Here is a 15002-nt window from a genome sequence, read left to right on the forward strand (position 1 = left end):
ACTCCCTTCTCCCTTGCGGGAGAAGGGGCAGGGGAAGAGGGAAACGGTCATGACTTTCATGATCTGGGCTGTCTCGATTGTCATGACCGTTAGTGAGTGTTCAAAGCTTCCAGGTGTCGTCGGCGTAGTCGCGGATCGTCCGATCGGCCGAGAAGGTGCCCATGCCAGCGACGTTGAGAATTGCCTTGCGCTGCCATTCGGCGGGAGTCAGGTAGAGGGCGTCGACGCGCGCCTGCGTGGCGACATAGTCGGCGTAGTCGGCGAGCAGCAGGTAGTGGTCGCCGTAATGGACCAGGCAGTTGAACACATCGTGATAGCGTCCGCGTTCCCCGGGCGAGAAGAAGCCGCCGTCGATCCTGTCGAGGGCTTCCTTGAGCGCCGGGTCGTTCTGGTAGAGATCGTTTGGTTGATAGCCGGCCTGCCTGATGGCGGCAACCTGTGCCGTGTTGTTGCCGAAAATGAAGATGTTGTCGGCACCGACCTGGTCGCGAATCTCGATATTGGCGCCGTCCTCGGTGCCGATGGTCAGCGCACCGTTGAGCGAGAGCTTCATGTTGCCGGTGCCCGAGGCTTCGGTGCCGGCGGTTGAGATCTGTTCCGAAAGGTTGGCCGCCGGCATGATCAACTCGGCGACGGAAACGCCGTAGTTGGGAATGAATGCGACCTGCAGCAGCTCGCGAGTGCGCGGATCCTTGTTCACCACCGCGGCGACATCATTGATCAGCCGGATCACCAGTTTGGCCATGTGATACGAGGAAGCGGCCTTGCCGGCGAAGATGATGCTGCGTGGTGCGACGCCGGCCGTCTCGCCACGCAGCAGCGCGTTGTAGCGGGTGATGACGTGCAAGACATTGAGCAACTGCCGCTTGTACTCGTGGATGCGTTTGACCTGGACATCGAAGAGGCTGTTCGGGTCGAGCGTGATGCCCGTTTCGCGGGCCACGTAGTCGGCCAGGCGCAGCTTGTTGTCGTGCTTCGCGACCGCAAAGGCCTTCCCGAAATCGGCATCGTCGGCGACGCTGCGCAGACCTTCCAGGCGGTCGAGATCGAGGCGCCACTCCTTGCCGAGGCGCTGGTCGAGTAGCGCCGACAGGCCAGGATTGGACTGCGCCAGCCAGCGCCGCGGCGTGACGCCGTTGGTTTTGTTGTGAAAGCGTTCCGGGTAAAGGCGGGCAAAGTCGGAGAAAATGGTTTGCACCATGAGGTCCGAATGCAGTTGCGAGACACCGTTGATGCGGTGGCTGCCGACAATGCTCAGGTGCGCCATGCGAACGCGTTTGTCTTTCTCGTGGCCACTGCCGTCGTCGATCAGCGACACCCGCCGCATGAGATCGATATCGCCCGGGTAGAGGCGAGCCACTTCGTCGAGAAACTCCTGATTGATACGGTAGATGATCAGCATGTGGCGCGGCAGCACGCGCTGCATCAGCGTTACTTTCCAGGTTTCCAGCGCTTCCGGCATCAGGGTGTGGTTGGTATACGAGAAGATGCGCCGGCATTGCGCCCAGGCGGCATTCCAGCCCATCGCGTGGTCGTCGACCAGCAGGCGCATCAACTCGGCCACGCCGATCGCCGGGTGCGTGTCGTTGAGGTGGATGGCGACCCTGTCGGCGAGGTTGTCAAAGCGGCCGTGCTCGTCGTGATGGCGAGTGAGGATGTCCTGCATCGAGGCCGAGACGAAGAAATACTCCTGGCGCAGGCGCAGTTCGCGGCCGGCGGCGGTGCTGTCGTTGGGGTAGAGGACCCAGGAAATGTTCTCGAAGCGGTTCTTGAATTCGGCGGCACGCTGGTAGTCGCCGGTATTGAAGGCGCCGAGGTCGATCTGCGAGGGTGCCGCCGCCTTCCACAGGCGCAAGGTACTGACCCGTTCGGTCCCATGACCGGGGATGACGTGGTCGAAAGCCTTGGCTTCGACGGCGTCGGCCGGGTGCCATTCCGCCCATTCACCACTGTGCTCGGCGCTGCCGCCGAAATGCACCGTATAGTGCTTGCCGGCGCGCGGGAATTCCCAGGGCGAACGATCGTGCACCCAGGCTTCCGGCTTCTCGACCTGCTGGCCATTGACGATCGACTGGGCGAACATCCCGTACTCGTAGCGTACGCCGTAGCCCCAGGAGGGCAGCCCGAGGGTGGCCATCGAATCCAGGAAGCAGGCCGCCAGGCGTCCCAGGCCACCGTTGCCGAGGGCCGCGTCGGGCTCGCATTCCATGACCTCGTTCAGTGACGGACCCGGCGCGGTGAACACGGTCGCTGCCTGCTCGCGGAGGTCGAGTGCCGACAAGGCGTTGTTCATCGCCCGGCCGATCAGGAATTCCATCGACAGGTAATAGACCCGCCGTGCCTTGTTTTCACGGTCGGCGTGCTGGGTGTTGACCCAACGTTTTGCCAGTTGCTCGCGGGCCACGTGCGCCAGCGCATGGTAGTACTCCGCCTTGCCCGCGACATCTCGGTCGGTAGCCACCTGACAGAGCAGCTTGTGGTCGATCTGCGCGCGCAGCGGCTCTGCTTCAGGATTCGATTCAACGGCTTTGGACATCAGGGAAGTACTCCAGTAGTAGGTTTCAAAGGCCATGCTCACTGTCGGCCAGGGCATGGGCGGCGCCCAGCAAGGCTGGCGTAGGCGAGAGCATTACATAGGTCGGGATTGCGGCCAAGTAGGCAGCGAAGCGCCCCTTGGTCTCGAAGCGGGCGCGAAAGGGTGATCGCTCGAAGCGCTCGCCGAGGCGAGGAATAATACCACCGCCAATATAGACGCCACCCTGGGCGCCCAGCGTCAGGGCCAGATTCCCGGCCAGCGAGCCGAGCATTGCGCAGAAGGTGTCGAGCACCGCGCTGCACTGGACATCTTCGTTGGCCAGCGCGCGGGTGACGATCTCGACGGTGCTCAGGGCTTCGCTGGCCCGGCCGTCGACTTCGGCGACCAGGTGATTGAGCAGCGGCAGGCCGCTTCCGGAAAGCAGGCGCTCGGCCGACACGTGCTGCAGTTCCCGCCAGGCGAGGCCGAGAATCGCCGCCTCGCGCCCGTCGGCGGGTGCCAGCGAGCAGTGCCCGCCTTCGCCGCTCAACGCCTGCCAGTGGCCGCGATCGAAGAGCAGGCCGGAGACGCCGAGGCCGGTACCGGGACCGAGTACGGCCTTGGCTGCCAGCGCGACGCTGCGCCCGCCGCCGACCTGCCGCAGGTCGCTCGCCGCAATCCGCGGCAGGGATAGGGCCAGGGCGGTGAAGTCGTTGAGCAGGAGCAGGCGATGCAGCCCAAGGCGCGCCTGTATCTCGTCGCGCGAGAAGGTCCACGCGGCGTTGGTCAGGCGGATCACGGGTTCATGGACCGGCGCCGCCAGGGCGATTGCCGCGGCACGCAAGCCAGGGCAGGCGACCTCGGCGAGATAGGCCTCGATGGCCTCGATCGGGCCGGCAAAGTCGGCGACGGCGAGAATGCGCACCTGCTGCGGCGTGCCACTCTCGTCGAGCAGGGCGAAGCGCGCGCGGGTGCCACCGATGTCGGCGACCAGCAGCGCGGTGGAAGCGGTGGAAGCGGAAAGGGAGGGGAAAGGGGAGAGGGAGTCCATGGAGCGGCGTCGGAGAGAGCTGCGGCTGACGCTCGCCCCTTTGCTGGCAAGGCGGCTACAGCTTCGCGAGGAAAATGCCCGGAGGGCGGTAAGCGCGGGCCGGGGCGTGAATTCTCGCCCCCGCTGCTGCGCCGATCAAAGAGCCATGTTGCCAGGCCGGACGATCCTCGTCGAACGAGTGCAAGCCTTTCCGGAGTCTGTCGGTTCGACGCGCATTCTGTCAAGCGCGAAGCGCAGCGGCCACGCTGCAGTCCGGCCCCGTTTGCAGCCAAGCGGCTCGCGGAGCCGTACAATCAGCAAGGCTGTCCGGTGATCGGCGCAGCCATCGCCCAAGCATTCGCCGCTGCGCTGGCGTCGGCAAAGTGTTTACCTGTGTGTTGTTTACCTGCCCGAGGAACCGCAGTGAAATCTGCCCGTCATGCGTCCCTGATCAGCCAGTTTGCCGAAGTCATCGGCGCCGAGCATGTTTTGAGCAGCGACGAGGCGATGTCTGCCCATCTCGGCGACTGGCGTGGACGCTATCGCGGCGCCGCCATTTGTGTTGTGCGTCCGGCTACCACTGCGGAGGTGTCGGCGGTGGTCCGCGCCTGTGCGCAGGCCGGCGTGGCGATGCTGCCGCAGGGCGGCAATACCAGCCTCTGTGGCGCGGCGACGCCGGGACCGGAAGGCGACACGGTGCTGATCAGCCTGAGTCGGCTCAGGCGTCTGCGGGCGATCGATCCGGAAAATAACACCATGACCGTCGAGGCCGGCTGTGTGCTGCAGACCTTGCAGGAGGCGGCGGCGCAGGCCGGACGCCTGTTTCCCCTGTCGCTGGCCGCCGAAGGAAGCTGTCAGATTGGCGGCAATCTGTCGACCAACGCGGGCGGGGTGCAGGTCCTGCGCTACGGCAATACCCGTGACTTGACCCTGGGTCTGGAAGTGGTGCTGCCCAGCGGCGAGATCTGGGATGGCTTGCGTGCTCTGCGCAAGGACAACACCGGCTACGATCTGAAGCACTTGTTCATCGGCGCCGAAGGTACGCTGGGAATCATCACCGCCGCGGTTCTGAAGCTCTTTCCCTTGCCACGGGCCAGGGCGACGGCCTGGTTGGCGATTGCTTCGCCGGCGCTGGCGGTGCGTCTGCTCGGCGACCTCCAGGCCCGCTTCGGCGCCCTGCTGACTGCCTGCGAGCTGGTCTCGGACGTCGCTCTCGGTTTGGTGTGCAAGCATTTTCCAACGGCCCAGGCCGGCTTCTCGGCAAGTCCCTGGTATCTGCTTGTCGAACTCTCCGGTGGCGATGACGATTCGTCGCGACGGCAAGCGTTCGAGGCTTTTCTTGCCGAGGCCCTGGAAAGTGGCACGATCAGCGACGCGGTCGTCGCGCAGAGTGGCGAGCAGGCGCAGCGTCTGTGGGCCTTGCGCGAGCATATCGGCGAAGCGCAGAAGATCGAGGGACTGAGTATCAAGCACGACGTCTCGGTACCGATTTCGCGCATTCCGGAGTTCGTTGAGCGCGCAGGACGAGAGCTGGCACAAGCGTTTCCCGATATCCGCATCGTCGCTTTCGGGCACCTCGGTGACGGCAACCTGCACTACAACCAGTCGCAAGCGGCAGTCGGCGAGAACGCCGTCTTCATCGCCGCGCAGGCGGCCGTCAACCGCATCGTTTATGAGTTGGTGCACGAGCTCGGCGGCAGCATCAGCGCCGAACACGGCATCGGGCAACTGAAGCGCGAAGAGTTGCTGCGCTACAAGAGCGCCGTCGAGATGGAGATGATGCGCGCAATCAAGCGGACGCTCGATCCACAGGGCTTGATGAATCCCGGCAAGGTGCTCTGAGCCTTGCCTTGCAGCAATCAGTGGACGGTCGGTGGCGTATCGGCAGAGGACGGGTGGGCAGCGAAAAGTTCGTCGATGGCCTGCGCGTCGAAGCGGTATTCGCGATTGCAGATATCGTCCTTGATGAGCACTTCGCCCTGCTCCTGGAGCGCCGCATAGATCTCTTCGCGGCCGAGCGAAAGCAGCAGCGAACGTACTTTTTCCCAGTCCTCCGGACAGTTGTGGACAACCGGTCGGGCCGGGAACAGGCGCACCGTTTCTTCGCCAAAGAGACGCCGCAGCAGTTCTTCGGCGGGCAGCGAGAGCAGCTCGCTCGACTTGACCGTTGCGGCCAGCGCTTCGATGCGCGTCCAGCCGTCGGCGTCGCGCTGCTCGGCGGTCGGAAGTCGCTGCAGGACGAGCCCGGCTGCGCCGTCCGCGGAAGCGGCGAGAAACAGGCGTGCAGGCAACTGCTCGGACTGCGCCAGGTAGTGCTCGAAGATTTCGGCAATGCTGTCGCCGGCGAGCGGCACGATGCTTTGGTAGGGCTCGCGCATCGACGGCATGTCCAGTACCAGTTGCAGCTGCCCGTCGCCGAGCAGCTCGGCCGCCGAGCCGTGGTCGATGGCGGCTGTGCATTTGGCCATGCCGCGGATCTGCAGCTGTTCGTTGCAGTCGATGACCAACAGCGAGAGCGCGCCGTTGCCGCGCACTTGAATGGTCAGCCGGCCCGGTTGTTTGAGCTTGTCGCCGAGCAATAGGGTGGTGGCGGTCATTTCGCCAAGCAGGCAGGCGACCGGCGCCGGATAGTCGCGCTGGTCGAGCATCTGCCGCCAGGCCGGACCCAGGCGGACGACGGCCCCGGCGATGTCGAGCTCTTCGAGCAGAAAGCGGCTGAGGGTGTCGTTAATCATTCTGTTTGCGTGGTTTCCGGGAGCGCCATCAAGTCCATCAACTCGCTGGCATAGCGTTGGCTATCGAAGCCGACCAGCAACTGGTCGCCGCAATCGATCACCGGTCGTTTGATCAGGCTCGGATGCGCCGCCATCAGCCGCAGTGCCCGGCTTTCGTCGATGTTGCGGCGTTGTTCTTCGGCGAGCTTTCGCCACGTCGTGCCGCGGGTGTTGAGCAGCAGCTTCCAGCCACAACGCTGGCTCCACGCGGCGAGCTGGTCTGCGCTGATCTCTTGTTGGCGGTAGTCCACGAACTCGAAAGCGAGGCCATGATCGTTCAGCCAGGTAAAGGCTTTCTTCATGGTGTCGCAATTCCTGATGCCGAAGATGCGTAGGCGGCGCGGCGAATGCTGGTCGGCGGTCATTTGTTTCGGGGCTGGCGAGCCCAAAGTCTCAGGATACGGCGAGCATCCGCTCCAGGGCCACGCGCGCCAATTCGGCCTCGTGCTTGGGAACCTGGATTGGGTTGACCAACTTGCCGTCGGCCAGATTCTCCAGCGTCCACCCCAGATGTTGCGGGTCGATGCGCTGCATGGTCGAGCACATGCACACCGTCGGTGCCATGAACTGGACGATCTTGCCCTCGTGCCGAACTTCTTCGGCCAGTCGGTTGACCAGGTTCAGTTCGGTGCCGACCAGCCAGCGGGTGTTCGGGCTGGCTTCCTTGATGGTGCGGACGATGTGCTCGGTCGAGCCGACGAAGTCGGACTGCCGGCAGACCTCGAAGCTGCATTCGGGGTGCGAAATCACCAGTCCGTCGGGATACTGGTTGCGAAAACGCAGGATGTGTGCCGGCTGGAACATCTGGTGCACCGAGCAATGCCCTTTCCAGAGCAGTAGTTTGGCGCGCTGGATCTGCTCGGCGCTGAGACCGCCCATTTCGAGGTCGGGGTCCCAGACTTCCATCTCGTCGAGCGCGATGCCCATCTTGTGGCCGGTCCAGCGCCCGAGGTGCTGGTCGGGGAAGAAGAGGATTTTTTCGCGACGCCCAAAGGCCCAGGTGGCAATCGTCCCGGCGTTCGACGAGGTGCACACGATGCCGCCGCGGGCGCCGCAGAAAGCCTTGAGATCGGCGGCCGAGTTGATATAGGTCACCGGCGTCACCTGCTGCTCGACGTCGAGCACTTCGCCGAGTTCGCGCCAGCAACGTTCGACCTTGGCGAGATTGGCCATATCGGCCATCGAGCAGCCAGCGGCGAGGTCGGGGAGAATGGCCGTCTGCTCTGGTTTCGACATGATGTCGGCGACTTCGGCCATGAAATGCACGCCGCAGAAAATGATGTATTGCGCGTCGGTTTGCGAGGCCAGGCGTGCGAGTTTCAGCGAGTCACCGGTGAGGTCGGCGTACTGATAGACGTCGGCGCGCTGGTAGTGGTGGCAAAGCAGTACGGCCTTGTTGCCGAGCCGTTCGCGGGCAGCGCGAATGCGCTGATGACAGGCGTCGTCCTGCAACTGGTTGAATTTGTCGAAGCTGATGGTGGCTGTTGGCATGTTCTGACACTCGGATACGCGGGGCAATCGCACAGAGCCCAGACCGGGCTCGCGGGAAAAAGTTCAGCTACGCCAGGGCAGGCCGGCGTGACGCCAGCCTCCGACCTTGCCGCGCTGGGCGTGCGCGTCCTTGTCGCCCTCGAAGCCCTCGAGCACGTTGTAGCAATCGGCCTGCGCTTCCTTGCTGGCCAGTGCTGCCGCATTGTGGGAACGTGCCCCGCTGCGGCAGATGAACATCAACAGGGCTTCGCGATCGACCTGTTGCTTGAGTTGCGCCAGGAAATGGAGGTTCGGCTTGTTGTCGGGATAGCTCTGCCATTCGATCTCGACGGCGCCGGGAATCCGCCCGACCCAATCCCACTCGGCGCGCGTGCGCACGTCGACCAATTTGGCTCCCGGTGCCAGTTGCCACACCTCGTTAGCTTCCTGCGGCGTCAGGGCGCCCGCGTAGGGGAGGCCCAGCTCGCGTCCGCGTTCCTGAGCCAGTTGCAGCAGATCGGTCAATCTTCCCATGGTGCCCACCGAGTGTCGTTGCATGAGGGGCGCAGTATAAACCGAGAAGCGGTCCTTGACTGTTCCCTTGCGCGCGCGGCTGGCGCGCACCTGCGGAGGGCGTTCCTTCTAGTTAATGCACCAGTGTGGTGCAAAAAAAAAGCTCAAGAACGCTGAATTGGCTTGTGGCACAATAAAACCCCCGTAGGGCATGGGCTGGCACGTTTTCTGCTCTCATCTCCCTCGTACCTATTTTCTACTGCCGCCGGTTGAGCCGGCACCTGTTCAGGAGACTCTGCAATGTCAAGCCCGCAAGATGTGATCAACATGGTCAAGGAAAATGAGGCGAAGTTCGTCGACTTCCGCTTCACCGACACCCGCGGCAAGGAGCAGCACGTAACCGTGCCGGTCAGTGCTTTCGACGAAGACAAGTTTGAAAATGGCCACGCTTTCGATGGCTCGTCGATCGCCGGCTGGAAGGGGATTCAGGCCTCGGACATGCAGTTGATGCCCGATCCGAGTACCGCCTACATCGACCCCTTCTTCGACGAAACGACCGTGGTCATCACCTGCGACGTCGTCGACCCCTCCGATGGCCGCGGTTACGACCGCGATCCGCGCTCGATTGCCAAGCGTGCCGAAGCCTATCTGAAAGCCAGCGGTGTTGGTGACACGGCGTATTTCGGTCCGGAGCCCGAGTTCTTCATCTTCGACTCGGTGGCCTGGAATGTCGACATGTCGGGCTGCTCCCTGAAGATCTACTCGGATGAAGCCGCTTGGTCGAGCGGCGAGAAATCCGAGGGTGGCGGCGGCTCTGGCCACCGTCCGGGCGTCAAGGGCGGCTATTTCCCGGTGCCGCCGGTCGATAGCCTGCACGACATCCGCTCGGCAATGGTGCTGACCCTGGAGTCGATCGGCGTGCCGGTCGAAGTGCATCACCATGAAGTCGCCACTGCCGGCCAGTGCGAGATCGGAACCGTGTTCAGCACGCTGGTCAAGCGCGCCGACTGGACGCAGCAGTTGAAGTACGTGGTGCATAACGTCGCCCATCAGTACGGCAAGACGGCAACTTTCATGCCCAAGCCGATCGTTGGCGACAACGGCTCCGGAATGCACGTTCACCAGTCGATCTGGAAAGATGGCAAGAACACCTTTGCCGGCAACGGCTACGCCGGTCTGTCGGAAACGGCCCTGTTCTATATCGGCGGCATCATCAAGCACGCCAAGGCGCTGAACGCGATTACCAACCCGGGCACCAATTCGTACAAGCGCCTGGTGCCGCACTACGAGGCACCGACCAAGCTCGCTTACTCGGCCAAGAACCGGTCGGCTTCGATTCGCGTGCCGCACGTCACCTCCGACAAGGCACGGCGTATCGAAACGCGCTTCCCCGATCCGATCGCCAACCCCTATCTGTGCTTCGCGGCGCTGCTGATGGCCGGCCTCGATGGTATCCAGAACAAGATTCACCCGGGTGAGCCGGCTGACAAGAACCTCTACGATCTGCCGCCGGAAGAAGATGCCAAGATTCCGACCGTTTGCGCCAGCCTGGAAGAAGCGCTCGCCGCGCTTGCCGCGGATCACGAGTTCCTGACCCGTGGCGGTGTTTTTTCGGAGGAGTGGATCGACGCCTTCATCGAACTGAAGATGGACGAAGTCAACAAGGTGCGCATGACCACCCACCCGGTCGAGTTTGATCTGTACTACAGCTGCTGATCAGGCGCTGTCGCGAAGAGGACGGGCTTGCCCGTCCTTTTTTTTCGTCTGCCGATTGCCGGGCTGCTGCGTTTGTATTAGTTCGGGTCATCCAATACACTCGGGTTTGACTCGCGATTTGGCATGAGGCGAGCCCAAGACCGTCGGGTGGCGGGTGGCGACCAAGGAATAGGACGACGATGAAAGCGCAAGACCTGTTTTTTTTCGAGCGCACTGCTTTCGCTGCTGGCATGGCCTGCCCTCGCGCAGGATATCTACAAGTGCGATGTCGATGGGCGAACGACCTACTCGAATGTTCCCACCACCAAATGCAGAAAGCTGGTTCTCGACCCAATCAACCTGGCGCCGGCGACCAAGGCGGCGCGGACACCAACACCCAGCAGCTTCCCGAAGGTTGACGACGACACGCAGAAGTCTCGCGATAGCGACCGCCGCCGGATTCTCGAGACCGAACTTGCTGCCGAGCGGAAAAACGCCGAACAGGCGAAGAAAGCACTTGCCGAGCAGGAGGCCGTGGTGCTGCCCAATGAGCGCATGCAAGGCGGCGCGATCAGTGGCGGCAAGCTTGAGGAGCGGCTGCTGCCGTACAAGGATAAGGTGGCGCTGCACGAGCGCAATATCGAGGCCATCAGCAAAGAGATTGGCAATCTGCGCTGATCATCGGGTGCTAGGCCTGCCGTCTTCCCCATGAACCATGTCTGAAACTTCCGCAAATCCTTTCGGTGGGCTCGACCTGCTATCGTCGGCCGTCATTCTGCTCGACGAGAATCTGGCCATCCGGTACATGAATCCGGCCGCCGAGAATCTGCTGGCGATCAGCAGCAAGGTCTTCGTCGGTTGCCCGATGGCGGGCGTCATCGAGTGCCCAGAGCGCTTCCTGGCAGCACTCGACAGCGCCCTGAACCATGGCTGGGACTACACTGGGCAGAATATCGACCTGCGCCTTACCGCTGGCGAGCTGCTGCGGCTGAACTGCACGGTAAACCCGGTCGATACTCCGCAAGCCCGCCTGCTGGTCGAATTGTGGCCGATCGATCAGCAGCTCAGGGCCACCCGGGAAGAGCGACTGGTCGAGCAGCAGCACGCGAATCGCGAACTGATCAGAAACCTGGTGCACGAAATCAAGAACCCCTTGGGCGGCATCCGCGGTGCTGCGCAGTTGCTCGAGCACGAACTCAACAACGCCGGTTTGCGCGAGTACACGCAGGTCATCATCAAGGAGGCCGATCGCCTGCAGGACCTGATGCGGCGCCTGTTGTCACCGCACCGGCCGATGCAGCCGGGACCGGTGAACATTCACGAGATCCTGGAAAGGGTGCGCAGTTTGCTGACTGCCGAGTTTCCGACCTTGCTCACCGTGCAACGCGATTACGATACCAGTTTGCCGGAGCTGATCGGCGACCGCGAGCAGTTGATTCAGACTTTCCTGAACCTTGCCAGAAACGCCGCACAGGCGATCCAGCGTCAGCCCGACGACAAGCTGCGCGGCTTCGGCCAGATCACTCTGCGCACCCGTGTCGCTCGCCAGACGACTTTGTTCAAGCGCCGCTATCGTCTGGCTCTCGAAGTGCAGGTGATCGATGACGGCCCGGGGATTGGCGAAGATATTCGCGAGCGCATGTTCTATCCACTGGTTTCCGGGCGAGAAGGAGGCAGCGGCCTGGGGTTGACCTTGGCGCAGAGTTTTGTCCAGCAACACCACGGAACGATTGATTGTGAAAGTCGGCCGGGGCGCACTTGTTTCACCATTCGCTTACCGCTTGGCTGATGTCTGGCAGGTTTCTTGCTTGGTCGTCAGTAACACTAGCCAAGCAAGCTGAGGAAGCGATGAAAGCAGTCTGGATCGTTGATGACGACAAATCAATTCGCTGGGTCCTCGAAAAGACCCTGTCCCGCGAGAAGATCCCCATGCGGAGCTTTTCGTCGGCCACTGAAGCCTTGTCCGAGCTCGACGCGGGCAGCGAGCCACCACAGGTGCTGGTCTCGGATATCCGCATGCCGGGACAGTCCGGGCTCGAGTTGCTGCAATTGTTCAAGGAGCGCTTCCCGGCTTTGCCGGTGATCATCATGACCGCCTACTCCGACCTGGAGAGTGCGGTGTCGGCGTTTCAGGGCGGCGCTTTCGAGTATCTGCCCAAACCCTTCGACGTCGACCAGGCGCTGGAACTGATTCGGCGAGCGATCGGCGAAAGCATGCACCAATCTGGTGCGCCTGATGAGGTCGGCCTGGTGCCCGAGATCCTCGGCCAGGCTCCGGCGATGCAGGAAGTCTTTCGGGCGATTGGCCGGCTCAGTCAATCGAGTGCCACCGTTCTGATTACCGGCGAGTCGGGTTCCGGCAAGGAACTGGTGGCGCGCGCCGTGCATCGTCATAGTCCGCGCGCCGAGCAAGCTTTCATCGCCATCAATACCGCCGCCATTCCCCGCGATCTTCTCGAGTCCGAACTGTTCGGCCATGAACGCGGCGCCTTCACCGGTGCGGCGGCGCAGCGCCAAGGTCGTTTCGAACAGGCCGAGGGTGGGACGCTGTTCCTCGACGAAATCGGCGACATGCCGGCAGAGTTGCAAACGCGCTTGCTGCGGGTGCTTTCCGACGGTCATTACTACCGCGTTGGCGGACACTCTCCGCTGAAGACCAAGGTCCGGATCATTGCCGCGACGCATCAGGATCTCGAGGAAAGGGTTCGCCAGGGGCTCTTTCGCGAGGATCTTTTTCACCGCTTGAACGTGATCCGCCTGCGTTTGCCCTGCCTGCGCGAACGCAGCGAGGATATTCCGATTCTGGCCCGCCACTTTCTGCAGAAAAGTGCCAGTGAGCTTGGCGTCGAGGGCAAGCGCTTTTCCGACGCCGCCTTGAAGCACCTTTGTGGGCTGGATTTCTCGGGCAACGTTCGGCAACTCGAGAACCTCTGTCACTGGCTGACGGTCATGGCGCCGGGGCAACTGCTGGAAATCACCGATCTGCCGCCGGAACTTCGCGAAGCGACGCCAGCGCTGGCGAGCAGCGACTGGCAGAGCGCGCTGGGCAAGGAAGTCGAGCGAATGCTGGTCAGCGATGCCGGTCAGGTTCACGAGAAGCTGACGCAGGCTTTCGAGCGGGTGTTGATCAAGCGCGCGCTGGCGCATACCGGCGGGCGCCGAATCGAAGCGGCACAGACCCTCGGAATCGGCCGCAACACCATTACCCGCAAGATTCAGGAGCTCGGACTCGATGGCGTTAACGCCAGCAGCGGGGAAGATCGCGAGGACTGCCTGCCGCGATAATCGGCGATAATGAGCCCTTGCTCCTGATGACGAAGCCATGAACGAATCCGCCACCAAGCCCGTTGCCACGTCTGACACGCATTTTGCCGCTGTCGCGGCGAGCAGTTGCCGAATTGATCCGCGCCGCGTGCATTCCCTGCTCGGCACGCTAAGCTCGCGTTTCACGCTTGTGGCGCTGGCCGAGTGCGTGTCGACCAACAGCGTGCTGCTCGAACGCGCCGGCCAGGGCGCCGCGTCGGGTTCCGTGCTGGTGGCGGACCGACAGACCGCCGGGCGCGGTCGACGCGGGCGCAGCTGGTTGTCGACGCCCGAGGCCAGCCTGACGTTCTCCTTGCTCTGGCGCTTCGAGGGCAGTGTTGCGCGACTCGCCGGCCTGTCACTGGCGGTAGGTCTGGCGGTGGCGCGTGGCCTGGCGAACAGTGGTGTCGGCGGCGTGGGCTTGAAGTGGCCGAACGACATTCTGCTCGCGGGCGGCAAGGTCGGCGGCATTCTGGTGGACCTCGAGGCGGCAGCAGACCACTCGCTGGCGGTAATTGGCATCGGCCTGAACCTGCAGTTGCCGCCCGACGGCGACGAGGAATTTCTGCATCGGCCGGCAGCGCTGGCGCAGGTGATGGCGCGGCTGCCAGATCGTCAGCAGCTGTTGGCACAACTGCTGACCGACCTGGCAGAGATCATGGACCGCTTTGCGGACGGCGGCTTCGCCGCTTTGCGCCGCGATTGGCAGGCGTATCACGTCTGGCAGGGGCGGCCAGTGCGCTTGCTCGACGGCGTGCTGGTTGACCGGCAGGGATTATGCATGGGGGCTGATAGCGACGGCGCCTTGCTGCTGCAGACGGACGCTGGCCTCGAACGTTGTCTGTCCGGCGACGTGTCGCTGCGGGCCGTATGATCGTCGCCATTGATGCCGGCAACAGCCGCATCAAGTGGGGCGTTCATGATGGCGACGGCTGGCTGAGCAGCGGCGCGCTGGCCACTGCTGACGTTGCCAGTCTGGCCGGAGTCGCTGCGCAGTGGCCGGCCGATGCCCGCGGGGTGGTCTGCAACGTCGCCGGGGCGACGGTCGCTGATACCATTTCGCGCTTGTTTGCCCGGCGCCACGCCGAGCTCGCTTTCCTGCATGCCAGTGCTGCGGCCTGTGGCGTAAGTAGCCGCTACGAGAATCCGCGGCAACTCGGTGCCGACCGCTGGGCGGCGCTGATCGGCGCACGTGCCGTTCGAGGCAGTGCCTGTCTGGTGGTCTGCGCCGGAACGGCGACCACCGTAGACCGCCTTGACGCTGCCGGGGTTTTTGCGGGTGGGCTGATTCTGCCTGGTTTCGACCTGATGCGTGCGGCACTGGCAAGTAATACGGCGCAACTGCCACTGGCCGAGGGCGTTTTTTGCGCGCAACCGCGCAACACCATGGATGCCATCGTCAGCGGTTGCCTGCAAGCGCAGTTGGGCGCGGTCGAGCGCATGTTCGACGAGATTGCCGACGAGCCTGACGCCCGCTGTTTGCTGACTGGCGGCGGCGCCCGGCGTTTGGCCGCGCACTTGAAGATTCCCTGCCAGTTGATGGACAATCTGATTCTCGACGGGCTGTTGCGCTTTGCTGCTTCGCAGGGGAGCTGAACAGCGTTGCGCGCAACGCTCTCGCTGCCTGTTGTTGCTCGCATTGCCGTTTCCTGCATGCCCTACTGACCGACCCTCTGCCGGGAGCGCTCATCCCGTGACCGCG

13 protein-coding genes and 1 pseudogene are annotated in these 15002 nt (G+C 63.2%); 8 read left to right on the plus strand and 6 right to left on the minus strand.

Translation table 11 applies throughout. The features are described 5' to 3' along the window. Positions 1-100: 100 nt before the first annotated feature. The gene (locus E4Q23_RS07970) at positions 101-2536 is read right to left on the minus strand and encodes a glycogen/starch/alpha-glucan phosphorylase (protein ID WP_169066165.1); all 2436 of its coding nucleotides are present in this window, start codon (positions 2534-2536) and stop codon (positions 101-103) included. 25 nt (positions 2537-2561) lie between these two features. Further along, complete coding sequence (gene glk, locus E4Q23_RS07975; RefSeq protein WP_169066144.1) at positions 2562-3566, minus strand: glucokinase; 1005 nt, start codon at positions 3564-3566, stop codon at positions 2562-2564. A gap of 486 nt (positions 3567-4052) precedes the next feature. Between glk and E4Q23_RS07980 the strand changes: the two genes are divergently transcribed. After that, on the plus strand, positions 4053-5387 hold the full coding sequence (locus tag E4Q23_RS07980) for an FAD-binding oxidoreductase (RefSeq protein ID WP_169066166.1): 1335 nt from the start codon (positions 4053-4055) through the stop codon (positions 5385-5387). 17 nt (positions 5388-5404) lie between these two features. Here E4Q23_RS07980 and E4Q23_RS07985 read toward each other — a convergent pair whose 3' ends face one another. The 4 genes from E4Q23_RS07985 to E4Q23_RS08000 all read right to left on the minus strand — a co-directional run bounded on the left by E4Q23_RS07985 (position 5405) and on the right by E4Q23_RS08000 (position 8323). Next, the gene (locus E4Q23_RS07985) at positions 5405-6280 is read right to left on the minus strand and encodes an Hsp33 family molecular chaperone HslO (protein ID WP_169066145.1); all 876 of its coding nucleotides are present in this window, start codon (positions 6278-6280) and stop codon (positions 5405-5407) included. After that, positions 6277-6684: an arsenate reductase gene (locus E4Q23_RS07990; RefSeq protein WP_169066146.1), complete on the minus strand. Its 408-nt coding sequence runs from the start codon at positions 6682-6684 to the stop codon at positions 6277-6279. The genes E4Q23_RS07985 and E4Q23_RS07990 overlap by 4 nt, the downstream gene beginning before the upstream one ends. Before the next feature lie 28 nt (positions 6685-6712). After that, positions 6713-7810 (minus strand): quinolinate synthase NadA, encoded by a 1098-nt coding sequence (gene nadA, locus E4Q23_RS07995; protein ID WP_169066147.1) that lies wholly within the window; start codon positions 7808-7810, stop codon positions 6713-6715. Positions 7811-7873: 63 nt separating this feature from the next. Then, a complete protein-coding gene (locus tag E4Q23_RS08000; protein ID WP_169066148.1) occupies positions 7874-8323 on the minus strand; it encodes a rhodanese-like domain-containing protein in 450 nt (149 codons plus the stop codon). Between the two features lie 279 nt (positions 8324-8602). Here E4Q23_RS08000 and glnA point away from each other — a divergent pair, with 279 nt between their 5' ends. The 7 genes and pseudogenes from glnA to E4Q23_RS08030 all read left to right on the plus strand — a co-directional run bounded on the left by glnA (position 8603) and on the right by E4Q23_RS08030 (position 14896). After that, a complete protein-coding gene (gene glnA, locus E4Q23_RS08005; protein ID WP_169066149.1) occupies positions 8603-10018 on the plus strand; it encodes a type I glutamate--ammonia ligase in 1416 nt (471 codons plus the stop codon). 225 nt (positions 10019-10243) lie between these two features. Next, positions 10244-10369, plus strand: a pseudogene (locus tag E4Q23_RS24545) (DUF4124 domain-containing protein); the annotation flags it as partial. A gap of 165 nt (positions 10370-10534) precedes the next feature. Beyond that, a complete protein-coding gene (locus tag E4Q23_RS23720) occupies positions 10535-10675 on the plus strand; it encodes a hypothetical protein (protein ID WP_248595319.1) in 141 nt (46 codons plus the stop codon). A 37-nt stretch (positions 10676-10712) separates the two neighbouring features. Further along, positions 10713-11786, plus strand: coding sequence for a nitrogen regulation protein NR(II) (gene glnL / locus E4Q23_RS08015; protein ID WP_169066150.1), 1074 nt, complete (start codon positions 10713-10715; stop codon positions 11784-11786). Between the two features lie 59 nt (positions 11787-11845). Then, positions 11846-13282: a nitrogen regulation protein NR(I) gene (gene ntrC, locus E4Q23_RS08020; protein WP_169066151.1), complete on the plus strand. Its 1437-nt coding sequence runs from the start codon at positions 11846-11848 to the stop codon at positions 13280-13282. A 37-nt stretch (positions 13283-13319) separates the two neighbouring features. Next, on the plus strand, positions 13320-14174 hold the full coding sequence (locus E4Q23_RS08025) for a biotin--[acetyl-CoA-carboxylase] ligase (RefSeq protein WP_169066152.1): 855 nt from the start codon (positions 13320-13322) through the stop codon (positions 14172-14174). Then, the gene (locus E4Q23_RS08030; protein WP_169066153.1) at positions 14171-14896 is read left to right on the plus strand and encodes a type III pantothenate kinase; all 726 of its coding nucleotides are present in this window, start codon (positions 14171-14173) and stop codon (positions 14894-14896) included. Before E4Q23_RS08025 ends, E4Q23_RS08030 begins: the two co-directional genes overlap by 4 nt. Positions 14897-15002 lie beyond the last annotated feature (106 nt).

The sequence above is a fragment of the Candidatus Accumulibacter phosphatis genome, from assembly GCF_012939955.1.
Lineage (GTDB): Bacteria > Pseudomonadota > Gammaproteobacteria > Burkholderiales > Rhodocyclaceae > Accumulibacter > Accumulibacter delftensis.

What these genes read in the sequence shown, in the direction of transcription:
- E4Q23_RS07985 (WP_169066145.1), bottom strand. Translation starts at nt 6,280, where the DNA reads ATGATTAACGACACCCTCAGCCGCTTTCTGCTCGAAGAGCTCGACATC.
- E4Q23_RS07970 (WP_169066165.1), bottom strand. Translation starts at nt 2,536, where the DNA reads ATGTCCAAAGCCGTTGAATCGAATCCTGAAGCAGAGCCGCTGCGCGCG.
- E4Q23_RS07990 (WP_169066146.1), bottom strand. Translation starts at nt 6,684, where the DNA reads ATGACCGCCGACCAGCATTCGCCGCGCCGCCTACGCATCTTCGGCATC.
- E4Q23_RS08000 (WP_169066148.1), bottom strand. Translation starts at nt 8,323, where the DNA reads ATGGGAAGATTGACCGATCTGCTGCAACTGGCTCAGGAACGCGGACGC.
- E4Q23_RS08030 (WP_169066153.1), top strand. Translation starts at nt 14,171, where the DNA reads ATGATCGTCGCCATTGATGCCGGCAACAGCCGCATCAAGTGGGGCGTT.
- glnL (WP_169066150.1), top strand. Translation starts at nt 10,713, where the DNA reads ATGTCTGAAACTTCCGCAAATCCTTTCGGTGGGCTCGACCTGCTATCG.
- glnA (WP_169066149.1), top strand. Translation starts at nt 8,603, where the DNA reads ATGTCAAGCCCGCAAGATGTGATCAACATGGTCAAGGAAAATGAGGCG.
- ntrC (WP_169066151.1), top strand. Translation starts at nt 11,846, where the DNA reads ATGAAAGCAGTCTGGATCGTTGATGACGACAAATCAATTCGCTGGGTC.
- glk (WP_169066144.1), bottom strand. Translation starts at nt 3,566, where the DNA reads ATGGACTCCCTCTCCCCTTTCCCCTCCCTTTCCGCTTCCACCGCTTCC.
- E4Q23_RS07980 (WP_169066166.1), top strand. Translation starts at nt 4,053, where the DNA reads ATGTCTGCCCATCTCGGCGACTGGCGTGGACGCTATCGCGGCGCCGCC.
- nadA (WP_169066147.1), bottom strand. Translation starts at nt 7,810, where the DNA reads ATGCCAACAGCCACCATCAGCTTCGACAAATTCAACCAGTTGCAGGAC.
- E4Q23_RS08025 (WP_169066152.1), top strand. Translation starts at nt 13,320, where the DNA reads ATGAACGAATCCGCCACCAAGCCCGTTGCCACGTCTGACACGCATTTT.